Origin of the sequence: Prevotella fusca JCM 17724 (genome assembly GCF_001262015.1) — a bacterium.
Taxonomy (GTDB): Bacteria; Bacteroidota; Bacteroidia; order Bacteroidales; family Bacteroidaceae; genus Prevotella; species Prevotella fusca.
In genome coordinates this window covers 843886-870064 of record NZ_CP012074.1, presented here as the reverse complement: position 1 = coordinate 870064, position 26179 = coordinate 843886, and the positions used below count along the sequence as shown (strand labels likewise).

Sequence of the window (26179 nt, the reverse complement as noted above, 5' to 3'; positions counted from 1 at the left end):
AACAGCAGGCAACGGATTGAAAAATCATGACATAATTTCGGATAAAATACCTACAGATAAAGGCAAAAACACGTGTAAAAAGCAAGTTTGCAACCAACAGTAAATCAATTGGTTATAAGGTCATGCAAGAAAAGGTGCTTAATTGGACTTCAAAAGGGCGTCAGTTAGACCTCAAAAGGGCATCTATTGCAAGTCAATTGGGCGTCTTTTCATAGCCAAGAGACCATGTATTGGTTTTGAGTTGTATGAAAATAGTTTACAAACGTTGATTGATATGGGAATAAGTTGTTTGTTGAAGACGGAAAGACATGGTATTTGTTTGCTTTTTCTGCATTTTTATTTTGTGCTTTATCCTCCTTTGTGAGACCGTCTGATTTTATGCATAGACAAGCCTCAAGCCTCCCCGAAGAGCCTCATGTCAACATATAGAGCCCAAAAAGACATCTCAACATATAAAATCGCCTCACAAGGAAAAACGCTGCGAAAATGAGGTTTTATATAGATAGTATCGTTTTGTATTTGGAAAAGGAAATCCCTTTTGTCATATAATTTATGTTTGCTTTTGGATAGTACAACTCTTTATAAAAAAGAAATAACCTTGTAGTTAGACGGGAAAAAGTTTATGCGCTGATTACTGATGCCAGATTAATAGAACTATCTTCTTTAAGGGGATAATCCACGTTTGGGGAAATAAAAAAAGAGACTCCTCCATGTTGGAGAAGTCTCTTTGCGTATACTATATAGTGCTCTGACTATATTTATTCAATCTGTGTGGTAGGTGATTAAGCCTCCTCACTCCAGTCTTCCTTAGTCTTACGAACGTAGCTCTGGTAACGTAGCTTGGCCATATCCTCGCAAGCCTTGAAGAGCTCCTCGCCCTCATCAGGGTAAGCCTTGAGGACAGAGAGGAAACGAACCTCGCTGCGGAGGAAGTCCTGGAACCTGCTCCAATCTGGCTCCTTAGAGTCGAGACTAAATGGGTTCTTGCCCTCGTCAGCCAACAGTGGGTTATAACGCCAGAGATGCCAGTAACCACAAGCTACTGCGCTTGCCTCCTGAGCCTGGCTGCGACCCATACCGCCCTTAACCTTCAGACCATGATTGATACATGGAGAGTAAGCGATGATGAGTGATGGACCTGGATAAGCCTCAGCCTCACGGATAGCCTTCAATGTCTGTGCATTGTCAGCACCCATAGCAATCTGGGCTACGTAAACATAACCGTATGTAGTTGCCATCAGACCGAGATCCTTCTTGCGGATACGCTTACCCTTAGCTGCGAACTGAGCAATAGCACCGAGTGGAGTAGACTTAGAGCTCTGACCACCAGTGTTAGAGTAAACCTCAGTATCGAGAACCAAGATGTTAACATCCTCACCTGAAGCGATAACGTGGTCGAGACCACCGTAACCGATGTCGTAAGAAGCACCGTCACCACCGATAATCCACTGGCTGCGCTTAACGAGATAGTGGTCGAGAGTCTTCAGCTCTGCACATACAGGGCATCCCTTCTCTGCACCAGCAGCAATCAATGGCTTCAACTTAGCAGCTGCAACCTTTGATGCATCAGCATCCTCTATGTTGTCGAGCCACTCCTGCGCAGCCTCCTTGAAGTCAGCAGGTGTGTGGTCGTTAGCCATAGCGTCGTTAAGGAGTACGACGATACGCTCACGCATCTTCTTGTTACCCATTGCCATACCCATACCGAACTCACAGAAGTCCTCGAACAATGAGTTGTTGAAGGCTGGTCCGTGACCATCCTCGTTGGTTGTGTAAGGAGTAGAAGGTACTGAAGCTGAGTAGATTGAAGAACAACCAGTAGCGTTAGCAATCATCTCACGGTCACCGAAGAGCTGTGAAACGAGCTTAACGTATGGAGTCTCACCACAACCAGCACAAGCACCAGAGAACTCGAACAATGGCTGAGCAAACTGAGAGTTCTTAGCGTTAGACTTGATATCAACGAGATGCTGTTTAGTCTTAACGTTCTTAACGAGGTACTCCCAGTTAGCCGCACGGTGGTTAGCCTCTTCCTCGCCAGCTACGAACTGAGTCATAGAGAGAGCCTTGTTACCCTTCTTGCCCGGGCAAACATCAGCACAGTTGCTACAACCTGTACAGTCGAGAACTGATACCTCAATACGGAACTGCATTCCCTTGAGCTGCTTTGGAGCGATGATGTCAAGCGTCTCCTCGTTGAAGTTAGCCTTCTCTTCCTCGTCCAATACGAACGGACGGATACAAGCATGAGGACAAACGTATGAACACTTGTTACACTGGATACAGTTCTCTGCATCCCACTTTGGAACGAAGGTTGCAACACCGCGTTTGTCGAATGCAGCTGTACCTACTGACCAAGTACCGTCAACAGTGCCATGATTAACAAAATCAGAAACCTTCAAGAGGTCACCTGCCTGTGCGTTCATCGGGCGAACAAGTTCCTTAACGAATGCTGGTGCATCGTCAGCCTTAGCATCGTCGTCAGCGAGGTCAGCCCAAGCTGGGTCGATAGCCAACTGCTTGTACTCGTTACCACGATCAACAGCAGCGAAGTTCTTGTCTACGATATCCTGCCCCTTCTTGCTGTAACTCTTAACGATGAACTTCTTCATCTGGTCAACAGCAAGGTCGAGAGGAATAACCTCTGTAATACGGAAGAATGCAGACTGGAGGATAGTGTTGGTACGGTTGCCGAGACCAATCTCCTGTGCAATCTTTGTAGCGTTGATGTAGTAAACGCTGATATTGTTCTTGGCGAGATAACGCTTAACCTTGTTAGGAATGAAGTTTACAAGCTCCTCACCATCGAAGATAGTGTTCAACAAGAAAGTACCGTTCTTACGCAAACCGCGTGTTACATCGTACATGTTCAAGTAAGCCTGAACGTGACAAGCAACGAAGTTAGGAGTATTTACCTGATAAGTAGAACGGATTGGGTTGTCACCGAAACGGAGGTGAGAACAAGTGAAACCACCAGACTTCTTAGAGTCGTAAGAGAAGTAAGCCTGACAGTACTTGTTCGTGTTGTCACCGATAATCTTTACAGAGTTCTTGTTAGCACCAACGGTACCGTCAGCACCAAGACCGTAGAACTTAGCCTCGTATGTGCTTTCGCCACCTAATGGAATCTCCTCAACCTCTGGGAGAGAAGTGAAAGTTACGTCATCAACGATACCTACGGTGAAGTGATTCTTTGGCTCTGGCAACTCAAGATTGTTGTAGACAGCGATAATCTTGGCAGGTGTAGTGTCGGCAGAACCGAGACCATAACGACCGCCAACAATCAATGGCTTGTTCTCAACATCATAGAATGCGCTCTTAACATCAAGGTACAATGGCTCACCCTCTGCACCTGGCTCCTTCGTGCGGTCAAGAACTGCAATACGCTTAACAGACTTTGGAACTGCAGCGAGCAAGTGCTTAACAGAGAACGGACGATAGAGGTGTACGGCAACCATACCAACCTTCTTACTCTGAGACATCAAGTAGTCGATAGCCTCACGAGCAGCTTCAGTTGCTGAACCCATCAGGATGATGATATTTTCTGCATCCTCAGCGCCATAGTAATCGAAGAGATGGTACTCACGACCAGTAATCTTTGACATTTCGTTGAGATAGTGCTCAACAACCTCAGGTACGTTTTCGTAAGCACCGTTACTTGCCTCACGGTGTGTGAAGAATGTCTCTGGGTTCTCAGCGGTACCACGAACAACTGGACGCTCTGGTGACATTGCACGGTCACGGAAACGCTTGATGTCCTCCTCGTCAACTAATGGGCGGATATCCTCTGCATCTACGCACTCAATCTTATGATACTCGTGTGATGTACGGAAGCCATCGAAGAAGTTGATGAAAGGTACTGAAGTCTTCAATGATGCAAGGTGAGGAACTGCAGAGAGGTCCATAACCTCCTGTACAGAACCGGAACAGAACATAGCAAAGCCTGTCTGACGGCAAGCCATTACGTCCTGGTGGTCACCGAAGATACAAAGAGCGTGACTTGCGAGTGTACGTGCTGAGACATTGAATACACATGGCAAAAGTTCACCGGCAATCTTGTACATGTTAGGAATCATCAAGAGAAGACCCTGTGATGCGGTGAAGGTTGTCGTGAGAGCACCAGACTGCAGTGAACCGTGTACGGCACCTGCTGCGCCACCCTCTGACTGCATCTCTTGAACGCTTACTGTCTGACCCCAGAGGTTCTTGCGGCCGCGTGCTGACCACTCGTCAACGTGCTCAGCCATTGGAGATGATGGTGTGATAGGATAGATAGCTGCTACTTCAGAGAACATGTAGCTCACGTGAGCAGCGGCCTCGTTACCATCACAAGTGATAAACTTCTTTTCTTTAGCCATTTTGAAATTTATTAAATGAATATTGTTATAATGTTTTTGGTCTTGCCTAATAAAGGAAACCCATCAGCCAAAGCGGTACTTGGTTCTCTTTTCCCACTTCAGTATTGTATATAGTATAGGTTGTGTCGCTACTGAATCTCTTTTTGGTTTTCCCAGTGTCACACACCTTGAACTTTTCTTTTTGATTGATGATGTAAATACCCTGTTTGTTGCCTTCGTTCACAGAACACACCTCTTGTATGGCATTGACGAAGAAGGTTTCCATGACCTGCTGCTGGTCAAGTTGGATAGGGTAGATGGCATATATCAGATTGGAATTCTGCAGTATTACCTTTGCAGGCTTCTTGGGAAATTCCTGTCCGACTGGGTAAACAAGATTGATGAGTCGTGCATCGGCAAGGTTCTTGATGTAGTTCATTACCGTAGCTCGGCTCGTGTTGATTTCTTTGGCAAGGTTGCTGATGTTGGGAGCCTTAGGTCCCTCAAGTGCCAGAAGGTAGAACAGCTTTTTGATTTTGGTGAGATACTTCAGGTCTATCTGTTTGATGAGAAGAATGTCCACCTCGGTCATCATGTTCATTGTCTTCAGAAGATTCTCAGAAAAGTTCCGGTGTTCCAGGAAGAAAGGGTAGAAACCATGGTGAATGTAGTCCTTGAAGTATTTCATCGGACTCACTTTGGAGAGAATCTGTCTGGTAATCTCCTCATGATTGTTTAGTATATCCTTTAGTGTATAAGGCTCAAACTTCAAGTCTGTCTGTAGATTCAGAAATTCGCGGAATGAAAAGCCCCGAAGGTTATAGCTTTTTACAATACCATTAAGTTCGGGGTTTTCTTCTTTCAACCTCATGACGCTTGAGCCCGTGAATACAATCTTCAGCCCTGGATAATTGTCATAACACAGACGAAGCTCACGGCTCCAGTCAGGCTGCTTGAATACCTGGTCAATCAGCAGTACTTTCCCTCCAAGGCGGCAGAATTCGCCTGCGAAGTCTGCAATGCCCCTGCCTTGGAAGTAAAAGTTGTTCATGTTTATGTAAAGGCATTGGCGGTCTGTAGAGGCATAGCGTTCTTTGGCATATTGCAGAAGGAAAGTGGTTTTTCCTACGCCTCTCGTACCCTTGATACCAATGAGTCTGTCATCCCAGTTTATCTCATCCATGAGACGGCGACGCACTGGGGCATTTACATGCTCCACCAGGTATGTATGAGTGCGAAAGAATGCGTCCATCTTGTTCCCGTTATATAATATAATGTAAATGCAAAGTTACTATTTATTTCTCTTATTTGCAAACTATAGATAGCAAAAAATGATTTTTTTTGTTTTTATTTTGTGTTACATTTGCTTTGATGTACCTTTGTACAATATAAACAAAGGTTTTCAATGACACTACACGTATTTAATCCCGAACATGACATAGCGTTAGCTTATGATAATAAGTACTTTACGGCTCCGCATGCCGGTAGGCAACTGCGTTACGACCTGGAGTATCTGCCAGCCCTTTGGGCAAGGGAGGGCGACTGTGTGTTGGTTGAGAACATGGCTTCTGCCAGTCATCATGCCCGTCGTCTCATGCGTTATAGCGAGCAGGTTCGCTTTGTTGATAGAAAGGAAATGGAACGTCTGGCAGGGCAGGTTGGCAAGGTGCAGCCTTGGGGATGGGACTCGGCTGTGAAGTTCCAGTTGGAACAGATGGGTGTCAGTGTTGCGGTTTTGCCTGATGATGTACAGCTTTCAGAGATTCGGAAACTTAGCAACCGTCAGTTCTCTTCTGCTGTATTGAAAGGGGTGTTGGAGCGTCTTGCAAACCCTGTCCTGCTCGGTGAGGCTTCCTATGTAGATCATATTGTGGAGTTAGAGCGTGTTCTAAACGATACAGGGAAGGCTGTAATTAAAGCTCCTTGGAGCAGTAGCGGGCGGGGAGTACGCTATGTTGATACGGTCTTGGATGCGGCTTTGGCAAACTGGGCTAAGAATGTTGTCAAGAGTCAGGGCGGTATCATGGTTGAGCCTTATTACAATAAGGTAAAGGATTTCGGCATGGAGTTCTTCTCTGATGCGGACGGTGTTCATTATGCTGGTCTGTCGGTCTTCCATACAGTCAATGGAGCGTATGTTGGTAATAGCCTTGCTGGTGAGTCGGAGAAGCGGTCAGTACTGACGGCTTATGTGTCGGGTGAATTGCTGGATAAGGTTGCAGATGTATTGGAACAGTTGCTTTCCAGTAAGTTGCGAGGCGTTTATCATGGTGCATTAGGTGTTGATATGATGATAGTTGCATCTGATGTGGGGTTCATGCTTCATCCTGTTGTTGAAATCAATCTGCGGCACACGATGGGACATGTTGCCTTGGCATTGTCAGTTCGGAATGAGTTTCATGAACGGATGATGCGTATAGATTATGATGGGTCGCATTATCACCTGCATATAGTACACAAGGATAGATGATTGCTGTAAACGGAATGCCGGTTTATTAACTTCATACAAGATTGTTACCAAGCACTGGTAATATCATTACAAAGCGTTTGTAATATGATTATAATGATTGGTGTCCGATAAGCCTTTTCCCTATAAATTAGCCATTAGTGTCTTGCTATATCTGATTATAACGACAGTAACACCCTCTTTTTCCATTTTTAACCGACGTGTTGTTGCCCAGCACAAGTGGTGTTATTGGTCAACACCATTGGTGTTGACCAATAACACCATGTCAATATGTTGCTGGGATGCGAGCAACTTGTTGTTTGAGAAGTGCTGTGCTGCCATAAGCAAACAATACTTTTTGGATTAGCAGGCTCGCTTTTTCAAAGACAACACGCTGTTATCTGCTTAAAAGAGACTCTGCATTGGAGCCATATACCATTTAAGTTTTATCGGACAGCAATAGATTACAAAGCGTTTATGGCATGCTTGTCTGGTGTCAGTAATATTATTGCCAGATGGATGTTAGGTGCAGTTAATTAGCTTGCTTTTGTCTTGTTTGGCTTTAGTTGTTATACAACCAGTAGACCAATCCGGTAACTCCCAGCGCAATGATAGTTGCGATGATTTTCATGATTCTGTTCAGTGTCTGGCGGCGACGTGCTGCCGGAGTAGAGGGGGCGTTGTGCCTCCTTTGGCTATGACTATGGTGGTGATGATGTTTTGTCATGCTTTTTAGAGTTTGTACAATATATTTCTTGTCGTTAGTATAAATTCACATTAATTGGTACAAAGATATAAAAATCACGAATATACGCATTGTATATCCGTGATTTTTTACTTTTTTATTTTAGAAGCGGAAACTCAGTTCTAAATCAAACATGGAGTAGTTGGGATGTCCTGTAGGACCATTCTGTGCGCGGTCGTGAACGTAAGAATAAATACCACTCAGTTCAAGGTTCTTGGTGAGCTGGTAGTCAAGCCCTACGTCATATTGTGTGCGCTGTTTCTGTGCACCATCTGATGGCTGGTACATGTCGTAACGTGCCTTGGCGTGGAATTTCTTGGGGATGATAGGTGCAATAACCAGTGCATAGACACCCTGAGCCTTGTTGCCGTCAGCACTCAGACTACAGTCAGTTGCTGCCGCATTGTCGGTGTTGCTGAGTGCTTTGGCAAAGCCATAGCCGGTAGAATGAACAAACTCTGAGCGGACAGTCCAGTCATTCACCTTGTACTCGGCTGAAACAGCATAGCGACGCTGCTGCAGGCTGCGTACACCTGTCTGTGGATTTCCTGCTTCGTCCGTCCAGCTTCCCTTCCGGGCGTATGACCCAGTCCATCCGAACCATCCTAATCTCATGCCCTCTACAGGCATTACCCATACGCCTCCGATGATGTTTTTCTGCTGGTCAACATCCTTCACGTTGATACCCTGTCCGTTGAATACGCCCACTTGATAGTGAACGAGATTTCTGCCCGCATTGTTTTTCAGGAAATCACCCTGTATCTGAACACCGATGTCACGCCCGTTAGAGGGCTGTGCACCTGCACGGTCAGAGAAGCTGGCTAACTTCAGAACGCTCTGTGCCGCACTCATAAATCCTTGGTCGATAGGATGGATTGGGTTGTCGAAGGTAAAAGGATTCTTGAACTCTCCTGCCTTCACACGGAAGAAATCGTATTTCTGCCATTCTATAAAGAGGTCTATTACACGTGGAGATGCACCCAATGTGGATGTATTGCCGTTGAACTGCAGCTGTGCCTTCCAAGCCCAGTCGTCAAGGATACGACCGTCAAGTGAGACACGTCCCAAACGAAGATTGAAGGTGTTTGACTTGCTGGTCTGACTGTTGTGCAAACCATTATATTGATATTGCACGATACCATAGCCTGACAGTTTTACATTATTGATCCACTTCGGGGTCTGTGCTTTGCCAAAAACAGAACATAACACCATTGCTGTTAGGATAATTGTTTTTCTCATGACTATGAAATTTTAGGTAACGATAATATGTTTTGGTTGATAATACAGATGTTAATAATGCAAAGATAATATTTTATCAAGTATCAACAAAATATTATCTGTCTTTTATTATGTGTTTTTCTTTGTAAGTTCAGACTGCTATATATATAAGGTAAAGATGCCTGCTGTGCGGGCTTTTGGAAACTTTGCTTCCGTAAGCAGGCATAGAAGGCAACCTGTTATATCTGAAAATTGTGTTTAAGTGATGATTTTTCTACCTTTTCTCCAATAGCACAACGTTCTCTACGTGTGGTGTATGTGGGAACATGTCGACTGGCTGGACAGCCGAAACCTTGTAGTCGGCATCGAGTAGAGCAAGGTCACGTGCCTGTGTGGCAGGGTTACAGCTGACGTAAACGATACGTTTCGGGCTGGCACCGAGGATGACATTGACGACGTCAGGGTGCATTCCTGCACGTGGGGGATCGGTGATGATGACATCCGGGCGTCCGTGTTTTCGGATGAAGTCTTCTGTCAGAATGTCTTTCATGTCACCTGCATAGAAGAGCGTGTTGTCAATCTCGTTGACCCCGGAGTTTACCTTTGCATCTTCTATGGCCTCTGGAACATACTCGATACCGATTACTTTCTTAGCTTTCTTGGCAACGAAGTTGGCAATGGTTCCTGTTCCTGTGTAAAGGTCATATACGAGTTCGTTACCGGTAAGGTTTGCAAACTCCCGAGCTACTGAATAAAGATGGTAAGCCTGTTCGGTGTTAGTCTGATAGAAACTCTTTGGACCTACCTTGAATTTCAGGTCTTCCATCGTCTCAAAGATATGGTCATTACCCTTGAAGAGGATGAGGTCGAGGTCGTTGAAAGTGTCATTTCCTTTCTGATTGTCAACATAGAATAGAGAGGTAATCTGTGGGAAACGGTCAGCGATATGTTGCATCAAAGCCTTTGCACGCTCGTCGTCTCCCTCTTCGTCATAATGGAACTGTACGAGGACCATCCATTCGCCCGTGTTGGAGTTGCGCACCATGATGTCACGCAGCAAGCCATGCTGTGCACGGATGTCATAGAACTTCATTCCTGTGCTGAGTGCATAGTCACGGATGTCATTGCGGATTTCGTTGCAGAGATTGTCCATCAGCCAGCATTTCTCAATAGGATAGACCTTGTCGAAAGCTCCTGTGATATGGAAGCCGATGGCACCTTCCGACAAGCCGACGCCTTCTGGCAATGCTTGCAACTCCTCAACGGTGTACCAGCGTTTGTTGGCGCAGCCGAATTCGAGTTTGTTACGGTATTCTTTTGTGTGAACCGAACCCATAATAGGGTGGAACTCAGGGAGTTCCACCTTGCCTATGCGGCTCAACTGGTCGTAAACCTGCTGCTGCTTTGCTTTCAGCTGCTCGCTGTAAGGCAGGTTCTGCCACTTGCAGCCGCCACAGATACCGAAGTGTTCACACATAGGCTCTTCACGCACAGCGCTCTTGCTGATGAAACGGATGACCGTAGCTTCACAGTAACTGCGCTTCTTCTTGCGTACCTGCAGGTCTACAACGTCCCCGGGGACGACAAAAGGAACAAAGATAACTTTATCATCAACATGTGCAACACATTTACCTTCGGCAGCCACAGCTTCTATTGTGACATTTTCCAGAACGGGTAATGGCTTTCTTTTTCTACTCATAATCTGTTTTGTATTTCGGTACAAAGTTACTAATTTTTTCTTGTTTGCAGTTTGCTTGGCAGGCTTAATCGGGTCTGTGTTCGCCAACAATGCAAAAATGTAAGGTGTGGATTGCAATTTTTGTCAAAAAGTTTGTTACTTTACCTATTTATTGGTATATTTGCACTATAGAAATAACTAAATTTCATTATCATTTATAACTTATGAGCGAAAAGAGAGTTTATACCTTTGGTAATGGTAAGGCTGAAGGTAAGGCCGACATGAGAAATCTCCTTGGTGGTAAGGGTGCCAATCTGGCTGAGATGAATCTTATCGGTGTTCCTGTACCTCCGGGATTCACGATTACCACTGATGTATGTAATGAGTATTTTGAGAAAGGTAAAGAGACTGTAGTAGGCTTGCTGAAAGCTGAAGTTGAGAACAGTGTAAAGCATGTTGAGACTTTGATGAACTCAACGTTCGGTGACCCTTCCAATCCTCTGCTGGTGAGTGTGCGCTCTGGTGCACGTGCTTCTATGCCAGGTATGATGGATACTATTCTTAACCTTGGTCTGAATGATACCGTGGTTGAGGGCTTGGTAAAGAAAACGGGTAACGAGCGTTTTGCTTATGACAGCTACCGTCGCTTCGTACAGATGTACGGTGACGTCGTATTGGGTATGAAGCCTGTAAACAAGGAGGATATTGATCCTTTCGAGGCAATTATCCAGCAGGTTAAGACAAGCCGTGGTGTCAAACTCGACAATGAGATGACCGTTGAAGACCTTAAAGAACTTGTAGTTCTCTTCAAGAAGGCAATCAAGGAGCAGACAGGAAAGGACTTCCCAGATGATCCGATGGAGCAGCTTTGGGGTGCTGTATGCGCAGTGTTCGATTCTTGGATGAACGAGCGTGCTATTCTCTACCGTAAGATGGAGGGCATTCCACAGGAGTGGGGTACAGCTGTAACCGTTCAGGCAATGGTGTTCGGTAACATGGGTGAGACTTCTGCAACGGGTGTTTGCTTCTCTCGTGATGCAGGAACTGGTGAGAACCTCTTCAATGGTGAGTATCTTATCAATGCACAGGGTGAGGATGTTGTTGCTGGTATCCGTACTCCACAACAGATTACGAAGGAGGGTTCACTCCGTTGGGCAGCACAGCAGAACATCGACGAGGAAACTCGCGCTAACAAGTATCCTTCAATGGAAGAGGCTATGCCTGAACTGTATGCACAGCTGTATGCACTTCAGAACAAGCTGGAGAAGCACTACCATGACATGCAGGATATGGAGTTCACTGTACAGGAAGGCAAGCTCTGGTTCCTCCAGACCCGTAACGGTAAGCGTACTGGTACTGCAATGGTTAAGATTGCTATGGACCTTCTCCATGAGGGTGAGATTGATGAGAAGACAGCCCTCATGCGCTGTGAGCCAAACAAGCTCGATGAACTTCTCCACCCGGTATTTGACAAGGAGGCTTTGGCACAGGCAAACGTATTGACACGTGGTCTGCCTGCTTCTCCTGGTGCTGCTTGCGGTCAGGTTGTGTTCTTCGCTGACGATGCTACAAAGTGGCATGAGGATGGGCGTCAGGTTATCATGGTTCGTATCGAGACATCTCCAGAGGACCTTGCTGGTATGACAGCTGCTGAAGGTATCTTGACAGCTCGTGGTGGTATGACATCGCATGCTGCCGTTGTTGCACGTGGTATGGGTAAGTGCTGTGTCAGTGGTGCTGGTGCTATCATGGTTGACTACAAGTCACGTACTGTAGAGATTGACGGAACAGTTATCCGTGAGGGTGACTATATTTCATTGAACGGTTCAACAGGTGAGGTCTATGCTGGTGAAGTTAAGACCCGCCCTGCTGAGGTTACGGGCGATTTCGCTGAATTGATGGACCTCTGCAAGAAGTACAGCAAACTGGTTGTCCGCACTAACGCTGACACTCCGCACGATGCTGAGGTAGCAAGTAACTTTGGTGCAGTTGGTATCGGTCTTTGCCGTACAGAACACATGTTCTTCGAGAACGAGAAGATCAAGGCTATGCGTGAGATGATTCTTGCTAACAGCACAGAGGAGCGTGAGAAGGCACTTGACAAGCTCTTGCCTTATCAGAAGCAGGACTTTTATGGTATTTTGAAGTGTATGGACGGTATGCCAGTCAACATCCGTCTGCTCGATCCACCTTTGCATGAGTTCGTTCCACACGACCTCAAGGGTCAGGAAGCTATGGCAGAAGAGATGGGCGTAAGCGTTCAGTTCATCCAGAGCCGTGTAAACTCTCTCTCAGAGAGTAACCCAATGTTGGGTCTTCGTGGTTGTCGCTTGGGTAACACGTTCCCAGAGATTACAGCTATGCAGACCAAGGCTATCCTCGGTGCTGCTGTCCAGTTGAAGAAGGAAGGATTTGATCCTAAGCCTGAGATTATGGTTCCATTGGTAGGTATTGTCAATGAGCTCGATATTCAGGAGAGTATTATCCGTAAGACGGCAGGCAAGCTCTTCAAGAAGGAAGGTGTTGAGGTTCCGTTCAAGGTGGGTACTATGATTGAGATTCCTCGTGCTGCTTTGACAGCTGATGTTATTGCACAGAAGGCTGAATACTTCAGCTTCGGAACTAACGACTTGACTCAGATGACCTTCGGTTATAGTCGTGATGACATCGCAAGTTTCTTGCCAAGCTACTTGGAGAAGAAGATCCTCGATGTTGACCCATTCCAGGTTCTCGACCAGAAGGGTGTTGGTCAGCTTATCAAGATGGCTGTTGACAGAGGTCGTGAGACTCGCAAGAACCTCAAGTGTGGTATCTGCGGCGAGCATGGTGGTGAACCAACTTCAGTAAAGTTCTGTCACCGTGTGGGTCTTAACTACGTAAGCTGTTCTCCATTCCGTGTGCCTATCGCAAGACTTGCAGCGGCGCAGGCGGCTTTGGAAGAGTAAAGCGTAATAAGCTAATATACAGGCAATTAGGCTGTAGCTTCTTGGTTTAACAAGGGCTACAGCCTAATTTCGTAAAGGGACGGATGCGCATTTGTACACACTTTCCGTGTACTTTTGAAGCGTTTTGTTTACCAATTCTCGCACCATTTGCAGCAAATGCGTTTACCAGATGTTTACCAACAAAAAAAGAATAATATATTATGGCACTATTCAAAGCAGTAGTCAGAAGACCGAGAAAGGATGGCTTCTGGCAAGTTTATATCCGTGTGTGTGTTGACAGACGGTTGGGTTATATCACAACTGACAAGTATGTTACGAGTAAGGAATTGAACAAGACGAATGAGATAACAGGCCCATACGTTTTGCAATATTGCTCCAGCCTCATCATAGAGTACAACGACAGACTCAACAGAAAGGACACATCGAGATGGACCGTCAGGCAGGTTGTAGAATATCTCCGCACAGCTGATACAGACTTATGTTTCAGTGAATATGCACGTCTTCATATTGACCGCATGATTGACCATGGGCAGGAGCGCAACGCACGCAACTACCAGTTGGCACTCCAGCATCTGGAGCGTTTCTGTGGAACAACAAAGGTGATGTTTGATGAACTGACCTCCTCCACTATGAGCAGATGGATACAGACGTTGGAAAAGACGAAACGGGCTAAGGATATGTATCCTGTGTGCATGAGGCAGGTGTTCAAGGCTGCCGTCATGGAATACAACGACTATGACAATGCACTGATCCGTGTCAAGACTAATCCGTGGACGAAAGTTAAGATTCCATCTGCAGACAGAACGGAGAAACTTGCTGTCAGCCCGGAGTTGTGCCGTGAGTTCTTCTCAGCTCCACTCCCAGAGAGCAAGATGAAAAGTCCATTGCCCGAGTTGGGGCGGGATGTTGCGAAGATGATTTTATGCCTTGCAGGTATCAACACCGTGGACCTATACGTTTTGAGGAAAGAGGACTACAGAGACGGCCGTATCTGTTACCGCAGGGCAAAGACACGTAAGGTTAGACGTGATGAGGCTTACATTGAAATGCGTGTCGAGCCTATTCTTCTGCCGTTGTTTGAGAAATACAAGGCTGATGACAACGACCCTTATCTGTTCAACTTCCATTCACGTATGACATCAAGCGACAGCTTCAATGCAAATGTGAACACAGGACTTCGCAAGGTGTGCGAGAGTATGGGTATGCCAAAGCACGAGTGGTTTTCGGCATATACCTTTCGGCACACTTGGGGCACGGTGGCACAGAATGACTGTGGTGCAACCATTGACGAGGTTGCATTTGCAATGAACCACAGCAATGGACACGCTGTCACACGAGGATATATCAAACTGGACTTCTCGCCTGCTTGGGAGCTTAACAGAAAAGTGATTGATAAAAATATTATCTTACTTTATAATGCCATTATGAAAAATATTTGTATCTTTGGAGGGTCGAATGGCGAAGTCTCTAAAAACTTCTACCCGAATAAATAAAAACCAAACAATAAACCTTAAAAGACATGAGCTACTTAAAATTTGAAAAGGCTCTGATGACCAATCTGCAGGATTCGCTTCCCAAGGAGCTGTTGCGAACCAACCGCTCTGGTGCCTATTCCTGTTCGACGGTTGTGGATTGTAACACACGCAAGTATCATGGCTTGCTTGTTGTGCCGGTTCCTGAACTGGACGACGAGAATCATGTGCTGCTGAGTTCGCTTGACCCTACCGTCATTCAGCATGGTGCCTCGTTCAATCTTGGATTGCATAAGTATCAGGGCAATAACTTTAGTCCGCAAGGTCATAAGTACATCCGTGAATTTGATTGTGGTACAGTGCCTACTACGCTTTATCGTGTAGGTGGTGTGCTGTTGAAGAAGGAAGTTGTCTTCCAGCACTATGAAGACCGTATATTGATTCGATACACCTTGTTGGAAGCACATTCAAAGACGACTTTGCAGTTCCGCCCTTTCCTTGCTTTCCGCAGCGTTCGACAGTTCACACATGAGAATGGTGCTGCTGACCGCTCGTATGAGGTGGTGGACAATGGTATCAGCACTTGCATGTATGCTGGTTATCCGTCTCTCTTTATGCAGTTCTCAAAGAAAAATGAGTTCCATTTTGAGCCCTATTGGTATCGTGGACTGGAATATCCGAAGGAGCAGGAGCGTGGTTATGCGTCCAATGAAGATCTCTATGTGCCTGGTTACTTTGAGATGAATATCAGCAAGGGAGAAAGTGTTGTCTTTGCTGCTTCAACGACAGAGTGCCGTACGTCATCCTTGAAGAAGCTGTTTGAGAAGGAAGTGGAGTCGCGCAGTCCACGTGATAACTTCTTCCATTGCCTTGTCAATGCTGCTCATCAGTTCCATAACCGTACAAAGAACGATGAACGTTACATCCTTGCGGGCTATCCTTGGTTCAAGTGTCGTGCCCGTGACCAGTTCATTGCATTGCCGGGACTCACATTGAGTATCGAGGAACAGGATTACTTTGAACTCGTAATGAAGACAGCAGAGAAGGGTTTGCGTGAGTTTATGGAAGGCAAGCCACTCAGCGTTAAAATCTATGAGATGGAGAAACCCGATGTTCCTCTCTGGTGCATTTGGGCAATCCAGCAGTACGCAAAGGAAGTCGGAAAGGAGCGTTGCAGGGAACTTTATATGAACTTGATACGTGATGTCGTTGCTTATCTTGCAGCAAGCAAGCATCCGAACCTCACACTGGATGAGAACGGACTGCTCTATGCCGATGCGAAGGGAGAAGCGATTACGTGGATGAACTCCACGAACAACGGTCATCCGGTTGTTCCACGCTCTGGATATATTGTGGAATTCAATGCCCTTTGGTACAATGCGCTGCGCTTTACAGCTGCAATGGAACTGGAGAGTGGCAACGAAGAGCGTGCAAAAGAACTTGAAGAGCTTGCTGAGAAGTGCAAGGTTTCGTTTGTCGATACATTCCTCAACGAGTATGGTTACCTTTATGATTACGTTGATGGCAGGATGATTGACTGGAGTGTCCGCCCGAATATGGTGTTTGCAGTGGCACTTGATTACTCTCCGCTTGACCAGAAGCAGAAGAGAAGTGTGCTGGATGTATGTACACGTGAGCTGCTTACGCCAAAGGGACTGCGTTCGCTTTCCCCGAAGAGTGGTGGCTATAATCCGATGTACACCGGTCCGCAGAGCCAGCGTGACCTTGCCTATCACCAGGGAACAGCCTGGCCGTGGCTGGGTGGTTTCTATCTTGAAGCCTGTCTGAAGCTCTATAAGCAGACACGCCTGAGCTTCGTTGAACGCCAGCTGGTAGGATATGAAGACGAGATGTTCAATCATTGTCTCAGCACACTGCCCGAACTCTTCGACGGTAATCCGCCGTTCAGTGGTCGTGGAGCCATCTCCTTTGCCATGAACGTAGCCGAGGTGCTTCGTACGTTAGAATTGCTTGAGAAGTATAAATTTTAACAGGAGGAACCAGTATGAAAGTTTTAATGTTTGGATGGGAGTATCCTCCTCATGTATATGGTGGCTTAGCAACCGCCAACTTTGGTATATCAGAAGGTCTTCATGCGCAGGGCGACATCGAGACAATCCTCTGTCTGCCGCATCCTTTTGGTGATGAAGACCATACATACGCTGAAATCGTGGCGATGAATCACGTGCCAATTGCTTATCGTGAACTCAGCTATGATTATGTGAAGAACCGCCTTGGCAACATCATGTCGCCAGAGCTTTACTTCAAGTTGCGTGAGCACATCTATGCCGACTTCAATTACATGCACGTCAACGACCTCGGTGCAATGGATTTTGCAGGTGGTTATCCTTCTAATCTTCACGAGGAAATCAACAACTATTCGATTATCGCAGGTGTTGTTGCACGCACTTACGACTTCGATATTATTCATGCACACGACTGGTTGACTTATCCGGCAGGTATCCACGCCAAGCGTGTGTCAGGTAAGCCTTTGTGTATCCATGTGCATGCAACCGACTTCGACCGCTCACGTGGCAAGGTTAATCCGACCGTATATGGTATAGAGAAGGATGGTATGGACAATGCTGACTGCATCATGTGTGTGTCAGAACTGACCCGCCAGACCGTCATCAATCAGTATCATCAGGACCCTCGCAAGGTGTTCACGGTACATAATGCCGTTTACCCATTGGCACAGGAAATTGCTGACATCCCACGCCCAGACCATAAGGGTAAGGAGAAAGTCGTTACATTCCTCGGTCGTCTGACGATGCAGAAGGGGCCGGAATACTTTGTCGAGGCAGCTAATATGGTGCTTCACCGCACACGCAACGTTCGTTTCTGCATGGCAGGCTCGGGCGATATGATGGATCAGATGATTTATCTTGCAGCTGAACGGGGCATTGCTGACCGTTTCCACTTCCCTGGTTTTATGCGGGGCAGTCAGGTCTATGAGTGCTTGAAGGCTTCTGATGTCTATGTGATGCCATCAGTCAGCGAGCCGTTCGGCATCTCTCCTTTGGAAGCAATGCAGTGTGGTACGCCGAGTATCATTTCAAAGCAGAGTGGTTGTGCCGAGATTCTCAACAACTGTATTAAGGTTGATTATTGGGATATTCACGCACTTGCCGATGCTATTTACTCCATCTGTCATAATGAGAGCTTCTTCGATTACCTCTCTGTAGAGGGTAAACGGGAGGTTGACCAGATTACGTGGGAGAAGGTGGGAGCATGGATTCGAGAGCTTTACCTGCGTACCTTAGGCTGGCAATAATCGCCAATGAGAGTACTTAATAACCTTTAAAAACTAAAACAACAAGATAATGAAAACAATCTGTTTATATTTTGAGATACATCAGGTAATCCACCTGAAACGCTACCGCTTCTTCGATATTGGTACTGACCATTATTATTATGACGATTTTGAGAATGAACGCTATGTATCCGAGATAGCCGAGAGAAGCTATATGCCGGCACTGGATGCACTGTTGCAGATGATTCAAGACAATGGAAAAGCCTTCAAGGTAGCCTTCTCGCTTTCGGGTGTGGGCATCGAACAACTTGAAATGCACGCTCCGCAGGTGCTCGACAAGCTGCAGGAACTGAACAACACAGGTTGTGTGGAATTCCTTGCAGAGCCTTATTCCCACGGCTTGGCATCGCTTGCCAATGAGGAAAGCTACAAGTCAGAAGTAAAGAAACAGGCACAGAAAATCAAGGAATACTTCGGTCAGACACCAAAGGTGCTGCGTAACTCTTCTCTTATTTACAGTGACGATATTGGCTTGCTTGCCTCTCAGATGGGCTTCAAGGCAATGTTGACAGAGGGTGCAAAGCATGTCTTGGGTTGGAAGAGTCCACATTATGTATATAACTGTGCGCTTGCACCAAATTTGAAACTCCTGTTACGTGATGTGAAACTGAGCGATGATATTTCACTGCGTTTCAACAACTCTGACTGGGAAGGATACCCGTTGTTTGCCGATACATACATGGAGCAGATTGCTGCACTCCCGGATGAGGAGCAGGTAATCGGTATTTTCATGAATCTCTCAGCACTTGGTATTGATCAGCCATTGTCAAGCAATATCCTTGAATTCTTCAAGGCACTGCCTGCTTGTGCCAAGCAGCGTGGTATCACTTTCTCAACGCCAACTGAAATCTGCATGAAGATGAAGAGCGTTGACAGTCTCTATGTGCCAGATACGCTGAGCTGGATGGACGAGGAGCGTGATGTCAGCACATGGTTGGGTAACCCGATGCAGCGCGAAACATTCAACAAGCTCTATAGCATTGCTGACCGTGTCCGTATTGCCAATGACCCACGTATCAATCAGGATTGGGATTATCTGCAGGCAAGTGACAATTTCCGTTTCATGTCAACCAAGCCTTCACGTGTCGGGATGGACCGTGGTATCTATGACAGTCCGTTCGATGCGTTCACTAACTACATGAACATTCTTGGCGACTTCTTGAATCGTGTCAATAGTCTTTATCCTGCCGAGATAGATAATGAGGAGCTTAATGGCTTGCTTACTACTATCCGTAACCAGGGGGATGAGATTGAAATGAAATCGAAGGATATTGCCAATCTCCAGGCTAAGGTGGAGAAGTTGGAGATTGAAGGCGACAAACTTCGTGCGCAGTTAGAGAAGAAAACAACGGCAAAGAAGACTGCTGCATCTAAGACAGCTGCCAAGAAGCCGGCAAAGAAAGCAACAACAACGCAGACCGTTAAGGCTGTTGCTGAAGAAGTACAAGCCAAGTAAGGCTTTTATGTAGCATACGTATAACGCTCATATAGTAAACTGACAAGTATGTCAGATATGCTATATGAGCGTTTTTTATGTCTATTATAATCCTCGTAAGCCTTCAAAGAGAGCCATGGGTATCATGGCTTTACATAATAGTTAGCCATTTCTGCGAATTATTTTCATGAAAAGAAATAATTATTTTCATGAAAATAATTCGTGTCAGAATACTTGAAGCGGAGGAAAAGGATGTTTCAAGACCATTTAAAAAGTAATCATTGTGTAGGGAAAAACACCCTTGGTTTGTCCGTAAGTATATCTGTTCAGGACAGGCGGGGTGTCTTTCTCTGCACAATGATCTACAGGTAGTTTATCTCTTGATAAACTTCTTTCCGTTCTGAACGACTACACCCTTGTAATCCTTGCCTACACGCTGACCTGCGAGGTTGTAGATTGGAGCGTTCTCGTTCAATGTTTTGTTAGTCACTTCGTTGATGCCAGCAGAAGTATCCTTTAAAGTGATAGTAATCTTCTTTACACGTACCTGATGACCTGGAGTTGTGAATGCTACAGAATTCTTGTCGCCAGTCCACGTTACGTTAATCTTGTCAGTAGAAACTGTCAAACCATCCATTGCGGTATCAAAACCATCACCTAAAAATGTCTTGCCATCCTTTGTTTTGTATGTGTCGCATACAAAGGCAACATTGGTAATGTTTGCTGCAGACGAAGAAATTGTTGTTGTAGCTCCCTTGTACAATCGATAAGAATACTTGTCTTCTAATTTACCTGCAGTGAGAGTAATGTTAACACCCTCTTTCTCAATAGTCAGAGTGGTGGATTTGTCTTTTCCAGCCTCAAAAGTCACAGTCTTCTGTGCAAATGATAAAGAACTGACTGCAGCAAGTGCAGCAACGAATGTTAAGCGTAGAATTTTGTTCATAATAACGTTGTTTAATTATTAAATAAAGGTTTATTACAATGCAAATTTAGGTATTTCCTTTGAGATATGCAATTATAATAGCTGTATAATCTTTTATTTGTTTCTTTGATGTACTTTTGGTCACGTGTTTGTTGCTGTGTGCGCTTACAATGTTAAAAACCTCTTTTTTTGTTTGTAAAATTTGTTTTATTCCGCTATTTACTTTATATTTGCGAAGTGTTTTTCATTGATTTAGATATTTTGCTAAATCATGTTCGAGGTTGGTAGCTTCCTGCACCAACCTCTTTTTCTTGTCTTTAACTTGACATGTTCCGAATCTTTTCCTATCTTTGTGTCATGTTTTAAAACTTGATGCTATGAAATTTGATAAACTTTTCTTCATGCTTTTAGCAATGTTATGCCTGTCTGGCTGTAGTAAAACTGTCTTGCCTTCGGATGATGATCAGGGAGAAGAAACAGGGAAGCACGTGCCGTCAGCCTCACCAGATGACGAACAGAAAGTCTACAGTGTGGAGGAATTCCTCAATGGAGAGTTTGGAAACCGCTATGTCTGGGTACACGGCTATATCGTTGGTGCTTGCAAAAGAAGTATCAAGCAGGCAGAGTGGGAACCGCCATTCTCGTATGACTCTGCTGTACTGTTGGCTGATAGTCCTGGCGAGTCCGACCCGGAACAGGTTATTTCTGTTCAGATGGTCGGGAAGCAGATGAAGGAGGAGATAGCCCTGGCTTCCAATCCGCAGAACTATGGCAGAGAGATTGCTTTCTATGGATTGAAACAGAAATACTTGGGAATACCGGGCATGAAAAAGCACATATTGGCAAGCGAATGGCTGGATGAATGACTTTTTGTGTGAAACATTTGCAGCAAAAGATAAAAATGATTATATTTGCAATCTAAATAAGAATAAAAGTTAGAAAAGCCTATCGACACACTTCTACTTCATAAGAAAGAAATTTAGAAATGAAGAATCTGAATGAGATGACCGACGAGCAGTTGGCATTGTCATACATTGAAGGAAGCAACGATGCTTTCGATTTGTTGCTGTCACGCAATCAATCGAAGCTGTTTTCGTATATTCTTTTTGTTGTGCGTGATAGGGATGCTGCTGATGATTTGTTCCAAGAGACTTTCGTGAAGATTATCACGAAGTTGCAACAGGGTAGGTACTCGCCGACAGGCAAGTTCACTGCATGGATTATGCGTATTGCTCATAATGTCATCATGGACTGGTATCGTGCGCAGCGTGCTGACAAGGTGATTGATGCTCCTAAGGATAATGACCTTTCAAATGTTGGTGGTGACGATACTGTTATTGATAATATTGAGTGCCAGTTCATCAACAGCCAGACTCTCTCTGATGTGAAACGGCTGATGAATCTGCTTCCTGCATCACAGCGTGAGGTGGTTTTCATGCGTTTTTATCAGGAAATGTCATTCAAGGAAATAGCTGAGGCAACTGGGGTCAGTATTAACACCAGTCTTGGTCGTATGCGTTATGCCATATTCAATCTGCGGAGAATGGTGCGTGAGCACAAGGTGAATCTGCAGTTGGCGTAAAGGAATACGGCAGTGCTTTTCTCAATATAACAACCAACGAGATTATATCAAAATGTCTGGATGCACGTCTTGTGCTTCTGACAGCAGGCTTTGTTTGCGCACACACGGGCTGTGCGTTCCTTTCAACAGCTGCTGATAAGCATTCTGATATAGTCTCGTCGGTTTCTGTTTATGGGCTTGAGATTATCTTCGTAGTTCTTTCAATGAGTGGATAGTAGCCTTTGGGTCGGCCGCCTTGAAGACGTAACTGCCACTGACAAGAATGTCAACACCGGCCTCGACAAGGCGTGGAGCAGTGTCTGCCTGTACACCGCCATCCACTTCAATCAGTGCATGACCGCCTTCACGTTCGATGAGTTGACGGAGTCGCTGTACCTTCTTGATGCTGCTTTCGATGAACTTCTGTCCGCCAAACCCAGGATTCACGGTCATGAGCTGGACGATGTCAACATCGCCAATGATGTCCTCAAGGACATTTACAGGGGTGGAAGGATTGAGCGTTACACCTGCTTTCATTCCAGCATCATGGATAGCTTGAAGGGTTCGGTGCAGGTGAATGCAAGCCTCATAGTGTACGTTCATGATGGCTGCACCTGCATCGGCAGTCTGCTGGATGTAGTTCTCCGGGTGCACAATCATCAGGTGTACATCCAATGGCTTCTTGCATACTTTGCCAACAGCATTGAGCACAGGAAAACCGAAAGAAATGTTAGGAACGAAGACACCATCCATGACATCCATGTGAAGCCAGTCAGCCTCACTCTCATTAATCATCTCAATCTCCTTGTCCAGATGAAGAAAATCTGCGGAGAGTAGGGAGGGGGATACGATTGCTTTCATGTCAGTCTTAGTTCAGGCAAAGGGTTTGCATCTTGCCATTGATTTTAATTACACGATAGGTATAGGCTATCTGTCGGATGATGTTAAGCGTCTTTTCAGACGGCTTCAGTTCTTCAGAAGTAAATAATCTTACCATAGGCCAATTAAAAATGTTTTGTTGAGAGTTATTATGTCTTTTAAACGCTGTATGATAGATATTATTATATCAGTTTGCAATAATATTTCCATATTTATGCGTGTGTTCATGGAATGTTCTCATCAGGACAACCGTGTACGGCCCTTTTGCAGGTTTTTCCTCTAAGGAAAAGAGGTTTTATTTATTCCACTGGCTTATAATTCGATATTTTTATGTAAGTTTGCAAGACAAAAGGATTTTATGTCATTATGATTATAAAGGTATGTGGCATGCGTGATGCCCGTAATATTCACGAAGTCTCTCAATTAGGCATTGACTGGATTGGGCTTGATTTCCGCTCAAAGAGTGAGCGTTACGTAAGTCAGATAGCGTCATGTGCTGGTATTATTCCCGACTATAGCAGTCTGTCGGATTTCCTTTCACACGAGGTGGTTAAGCATCAACAGGTACCTTTGCTTTGTGGTGTCTTTGCTGATGATATGCCGCAGAATATCGTTACACGTGTGGTAAATTACAATCTTGATGTTGTCCAGCTTGATGGTGAAGAGAATCTTGTGATGATTGATAATCTCCGTCGTACGCTCGACCCGGATATTCATGCAGGGATAAAGATAATGAAACGTATTGCTGTAAGTGGGCGTGAGGATATAGAGAAGTATAAGCAGTTTGCAGAGGGAGTGGACTACTTCCTCTTTGATATCCAGAGCGTTCTGGCAGACTGGGCGGTGCTGGAGGCATACGACGGGGCGGTTCCTTTCTTTGTAAGTGGTGCTATTGGTGCAGAAGATACAGACAGAATCAAGTCTTTCTCTCATCCCCTGTTCTGTGGTATCAGCGTGAATGAGAAGTTTGAGACAGCTCCTGCTGTAAAGGATGTTGCGTTGTTGAAGAACTTTCTTGAGAAGATAAGATAAGTCCGTAAGACGATAAGAGCGTAGGATGATACTGATGAAAACAAAGTGTGTTATCATTGATAACTACGATTCCTTTACTTATAATCTGGTTCATCTGATTAAGGAACTGGGAGCAGATGTGACAGTGGTGCGCAACAATCAGTTCTCCCTTGAGGAACTGGCTGTCTTTGACCGTATTGTACTAAGCCCTGGTCCCGGTATTCCGTCAGAAGCCGGACTGTTGCTGGATGTAATCCGCCGCTATGCTGGTGTAAAGCCAATCTTGGGCGTATGCTTGGGACATCAGGCGATAGGTGAGGTGTTCGGTGCTAAGTTAGAGAACCTGTCTGATGTGTTTCATGGTGTGACAACAGAGGCAAGGCAGCTTGTGGATACACCTTTGTTTGCTGGTTTGCCAGAACATTTCCCCGTAGGACGCTATCATAGCTGGGTTGTTTCGAAGACAAGTTTTCCTGACTGTCTGGAGATGATAGCCGAGAGCAATGAAGGAATGATAATGGCTTTGCGCCATGGAACGCATAATGTTTACGGCATTCAGTTTCATCCGGAGAGTGTGTTGACACCAGACGGGAAAAGAATTATGGAAAACTGGTTACATATCTAATATATATTTACTACTTTTGTAGATACTATGGCAGAAACAGCAAGGTATATAGACAATGTCATCGATGATGGAGCTTCCTGGTATGCAGTGAGATTATTCACTATCCGTCAGGAAGAAGTGAGAAACTTCTTCACGGAACATGGACTGGAATGTTTCGTCCCGGAACAGTATGTTGACGTGGAAGGGTGCGACGGTAAGCCACGTCGTGTGCTGCGCCCCGTAGTCCGTAACCTTGTCTTTGTGAAGCAATCTGTTGAAGATAAGGCGTTTCAGAAAATTGTACAGGAAACGGACTATAAGATAAGTGTGTTGAAAAAATCGAAGGAGTCACGAGAGTATGCGCTTATTCCCCATGAGCAGATGTATGAGTTCCGCTTGATGTGCAACCCCGAGGTGACCATGCGCAAATTCCTTTCTTCAGAGGAAGCACGCATGAAAGCAGGTGATGAAGTTCTTGTAAAGTTCGGTCCTCTGAAAGGTATGAGTGGACGTCTGGTTCGTTCGAGCAAGAAGTATTATCTCTTGAAGGAAGTCCCTGGTATTGGTGTCATGCTTAAAGTCTCCCGTTGGTGTTGTGTGCCGATGGAAGAGAAATGAGCCGATGATAACTTGTTTGTGTGATTGCTTTGTTACTCTCGCTGATGATGGAAGTGGAATCTTAACTCCAAATCAGTCATTAGTAGAATTCTTTTTTCTATTCCTCTCTCTGTAGGAACGGGGCTGAGTAGTGAGGTTTTTTGTCCTTTTTTTTCATCTCCCCGTTTTCAATATATGACCTTTTGGCTTTGAAAAGACGCCCAATTGACTTGCAATAGATGCCCTTTTGAGGTCTAACTAACGCCCTTTTGAAGTCCAATTAAGCACCTTTTCTTGCATGACTTTGTAATATGCTGAATTATTGATAGTTATGGGGATGATTGTAAAGCGGTTTTAATGTGTGTTTTAAGAAAGGTTAGTAATGTTTTTTGTAAACATATTTCGAATTAGCTACCATGGGCAAAACGCTACTCATTTTTATAGAAAAGGCAGGACGACGGGCAATATAATCGGGTTTGTTGTACTCCTGTTGATATGTGCCAGGGATTCCTTCGGCTATGTCAATTCGTACGCAGTAATGACTTCAACCCTTCTGATAGTTGTGTCTACGTGTTTTATGATCGCTCCCGCAATCTTCTCAAGTTGCTTCATTAGGAACGTTGCGGCTTTGTTATGTATCACAAGCAGATGGCACAGGGCTGTCTAAGTGGTAAAATCATGCAGCAGCCCTCCGGTTTTTATGAACTTCGGTGGGACGAATTGGTCCTTTATATAGTAAGGTGTAAATCCTCATTGTTAGCGTAGAAAACGTTATCATAAACCTTAGTGTTTTCTTGTTTACATCAGTTTGTTTTCGTTCTTTTGTATTAATAAACAGCTGGTATATTGATGAATACGTCCAATAACAAGACAGTGTCTGACTATCATTTTCTAACTCGGGAAGATATTATAAACATTCTCGAGCAAAACGAACTGGACATGAAAGAAGGCAGCCTGATTAAACTACTGTTCATAAACTACAAATAATACCCCCCTATATGAAACCAGTCATA

The 26179-nt window shown here is 45.1% G+C and carries 20 protein-coding genes; 12 read left to right on the top strand and 8 right to left on the bottom strand.

The genetic code is table 11. From position 1 onward, the window contains the following. Positions 1-782 precede the first annotated feature (782 nt). Positions 783-4358 carry a pyruvate:ferredoxin (flavodoxin) oxidoreductase gene (nifJ, locus tag ADJ77_RS03550; RefSeq protein WP_025078479.1) on the bottom strand — a complete coding sequence of 1192 codons (3576 nt, stop codon included), beginning with the start codon at positions 4356-4358 and terminating at the stop codon, positions 783-785. A gap of 46 nt (positions 4359-4404) precedes the next feature. Beyond that, entirely contained in the window at positions 4405-5589 is a 1185-nt protein-coding gene (locus ADJ77_RS03545; RefSeq protein ID WP_025078480.1) for an ATP-binding protein, read from the bottom strand. Positions 5590-5742: 153 nt separating this feature from the next. Here ADJ77_RS03545 and ADJ77_RS03540 point away from each other — a divergent pair, with 153 nt between their 5' ends. Continuing rightward, positions 5743-6807 (top strand): hypothetical protein, encoded by a 1065-nt coding sequence (locus tag ADJ77_RS03540; protein ID WP_050696022.1) that lies wholly within the window; start codon positions 5743-5745, stop codon positions 6805-6807. A gap of 538 nt (positions 6808-7345) precedes the next feature. Here ADJ77_RS03540 and ADJ77_RS13730 read toward each other — a convergent pair. The 3 genes from ADJ77_RS13730 to rlmD form a co-directional block, all read right to left on the bottom strand. After that, complete coding sequence (locus ADJ77_RS13730; protein ID WP_154663382.1) at positions 7346-7510, bottom strand: hypothetical protein; 165 nt, start codon at positions 7508-7510, stop codon at positions 7346-7348. Positions 7511-7630: 120 nt separating this feature from the next. After that, positions 7631-8767 (bottom strand): porin, encoded by a 1137-nt coding sequence (locus ADJ77_RS03535; RefSeq protein ID WP_025078481.1) that lies wholly within the window; start codon positions 8765-8767, stop codon positions 7631-7633. 253 nt (positions 8768-9020) lie between these two features. Next, positions 9021-10445 carry a 23S rRNA (uracil(1939)-C(5))-methyltransferase RlmD gene (rlmD, locus tag ADJ77_RS03530; RefSeq protein WP_050696215.1) on the bottom strand — a complete coding sequence of 475 codons (1425 nt, stop codon included), beginning with the start codon at positions 10443-10445 and terminating at the stop codon, positions 9021-9023. A 203-nt stretch (positions 10446-10648) separates the two neighbouring features. On the opposite strand from rlmD, the gene ppdK reads away from it, so the two are divergent. The 5 genes from ppdK (at position 10649) to ADJ77_RS03505 (ending at position 19610) form a co-directional block, all read left to right on the top strand. Next, the gene (gene ppdK / locus ADJ77_RS03525) at positions 10649-13369 is read left to right on the top strand and encodes a pyruvate, phosphate dikinase (protein WP_050696021.1); all 2721 of its coding nucleotides are present in this window, start codon (positions 10649-10651) and stop codon (positions 13367-13369) included. Between the two features lie 200 nt (positions 13370-13569). Beyond that, positions 13570-14862, top strand: a complete 1293-nt coding sequence (locus tag ADJ77_RS03520; RefSeq protein ID WP_234398123.1) for a tyrosine-type recombinase/integrase — start codon at positions 13570-13572, stop codon at positions 14860-14862. A 26-nt stretch (positions 14863-14888) separates the two neighbouring features. After that, entirely contained in the window at positions 14889-16832 is a 1944-nt protein-coding gene (locus ADJ77_RS03515; protein ID WP_025078482.1) for a glycogen debranching enzyme N-terminal domain-containing protein, read from the top strand. Between the two features lie 14 nt (positions 16833-16846). Then, entirely contained in the window at positions 16847-18115 is a 1269-nt protein-coding gene (locus ADJ77_RS03510; RefSeq protein WP_025078483.1) for a glycosyltransferase family 4 protein, read from the top strand. Positions 18116-18164: 49 nt separating this feature from the next. Beyond that, positions 18165-19610: a glycoside hydrolase family 57 protein gene (locus ADJ77_RS03505; RefSeq protein WP_025078484.1), complete on the top strand. Its 1446-nt coding sequence runs from the start codon at positions 18165-18167 to the stop codon at positions 19608-19610. A gap of 352 nt (positions 19611-19962) precedes the next feature. Here the strand turns inward: ADJ77_RS03505 and ADJ77_RS03500 are convergent, their stop codons facing one another. After that, the gene (locus ADJ77_RS03500) at positions 19963-20535 is read right to left on the bottom strand and encodes a hypothetical protein (RefSeq protein WP_025078485.1); all 573 of its coding nucleotides are present in this window, start codon (positions 20533-20535) and stop codon (positions 19963-19965) included. 356 nt (positions 20536-20891) lie between these two features. Between ADJ77_RS03500 and ADJ77_RS03495 the strand changes: the two genes are divergently transcribed. Next, entirely contained in the window at positions 20892-21380 is a 489-nt protein-coding gene (locus ADJ77_RS03495; protein ID WP_025078486.1) for a DUF6359 domain-containing protein, read from the top strand. Positions 21381-21499: 119 nt separating this feature from the next. After that, positions 21500-22096 (top strand): sigma-70 family RNA polymerase sigma factor, encoded by a 597-nt coding sequence (locus tag ADJ77_RS03490; protein WP_025078487.1) that lies wholly within the window; start codon positions 21500-21502, stop codon positions 22094-22096. Positions 22097-22279: 183 nt separating this feature from the next. On the opposite strand, the gene rpe is transcribed toward ADJ77_RS03490, so the two are convergent. Both rpe and ADJ77_RS14350 read right to left on the bottom strand, forming a co-directional pair. After that, positions 22280-22936, bottom strand: a complete 657-nt coding sequence (gene rpe / locus ADJ77_RS03485) for a ribulose-phosphate 3-epimerase (protein ID WP_050696020.1) — start codon at positions 22934-22936, stop codon at positions 22280-22282. 7 nt (positions 22937-22943) lie between these two features. Continuing rightward, positions 22944-23072 (bottom strand): hypothetical protein, encoded by a 129-nt coding sequence (locus tag ADJ77_RS14350; RefSeq protein WP_262499346.1) that lies wholly within the window; start codon positions 23070-23072, stop codon positions 22944-22946. 248 nt (positions 23073-23320) lie between these two features. Here ADJ77_RS14350 and ADJ77_RS03480 point away from each other — a divergent pair, with 248 nt between their 5' ends. From ADJ77_RS03480 to ADJ77_RS14105, 4 genes are all read left to right on the top strand, one after another. Beyond that, entirely contained in the window at positions 23321-23986 is a 666-nt protein-coding gene (locus ADJ77_RS03480; protein WP_025078489.1) for a phosphoribosylanthranilate isomerase, read from the top strand. Between the two features lie 34 nt (positions 23987-24020). Then, entirely contained in the window at positions 24021-24590 is a 570-nt protein-coding gene (locus ADJ77_RS03475) for an anthranilate synthase component II (protein WP_081784440.1), read from the top strand. A 27-nt stretch (positions 24591-24617) separates the two neighbouring features. Continuing rightward, positions 24618-25187 carry a UpxY family transcription antiterminator gene (locus ADJ77_RS03470; RefSeq protein WP_025078491.1) on the top strand — a complete coding sequence of 190 codons (570 nt, stop codon included), beginning with the start codon at positions 24618-24620 and terminating at the stop codon, positions 25185-25187. 474 nt (positions 25188-25661) lie between these two features. Next, on the top strand, positions 25662-25781 hold the full coding sequence (locus ADJ77_RS14105; RefSeq protein ID WP_234398124.1) for a hypothetical protein: 120 nt from the start codon (positions 25662-25664) through the stop codon (positions 25779-25781). The last annotated feature ends 398 nt before the right edge of the window (positions 25782-26179 follow it).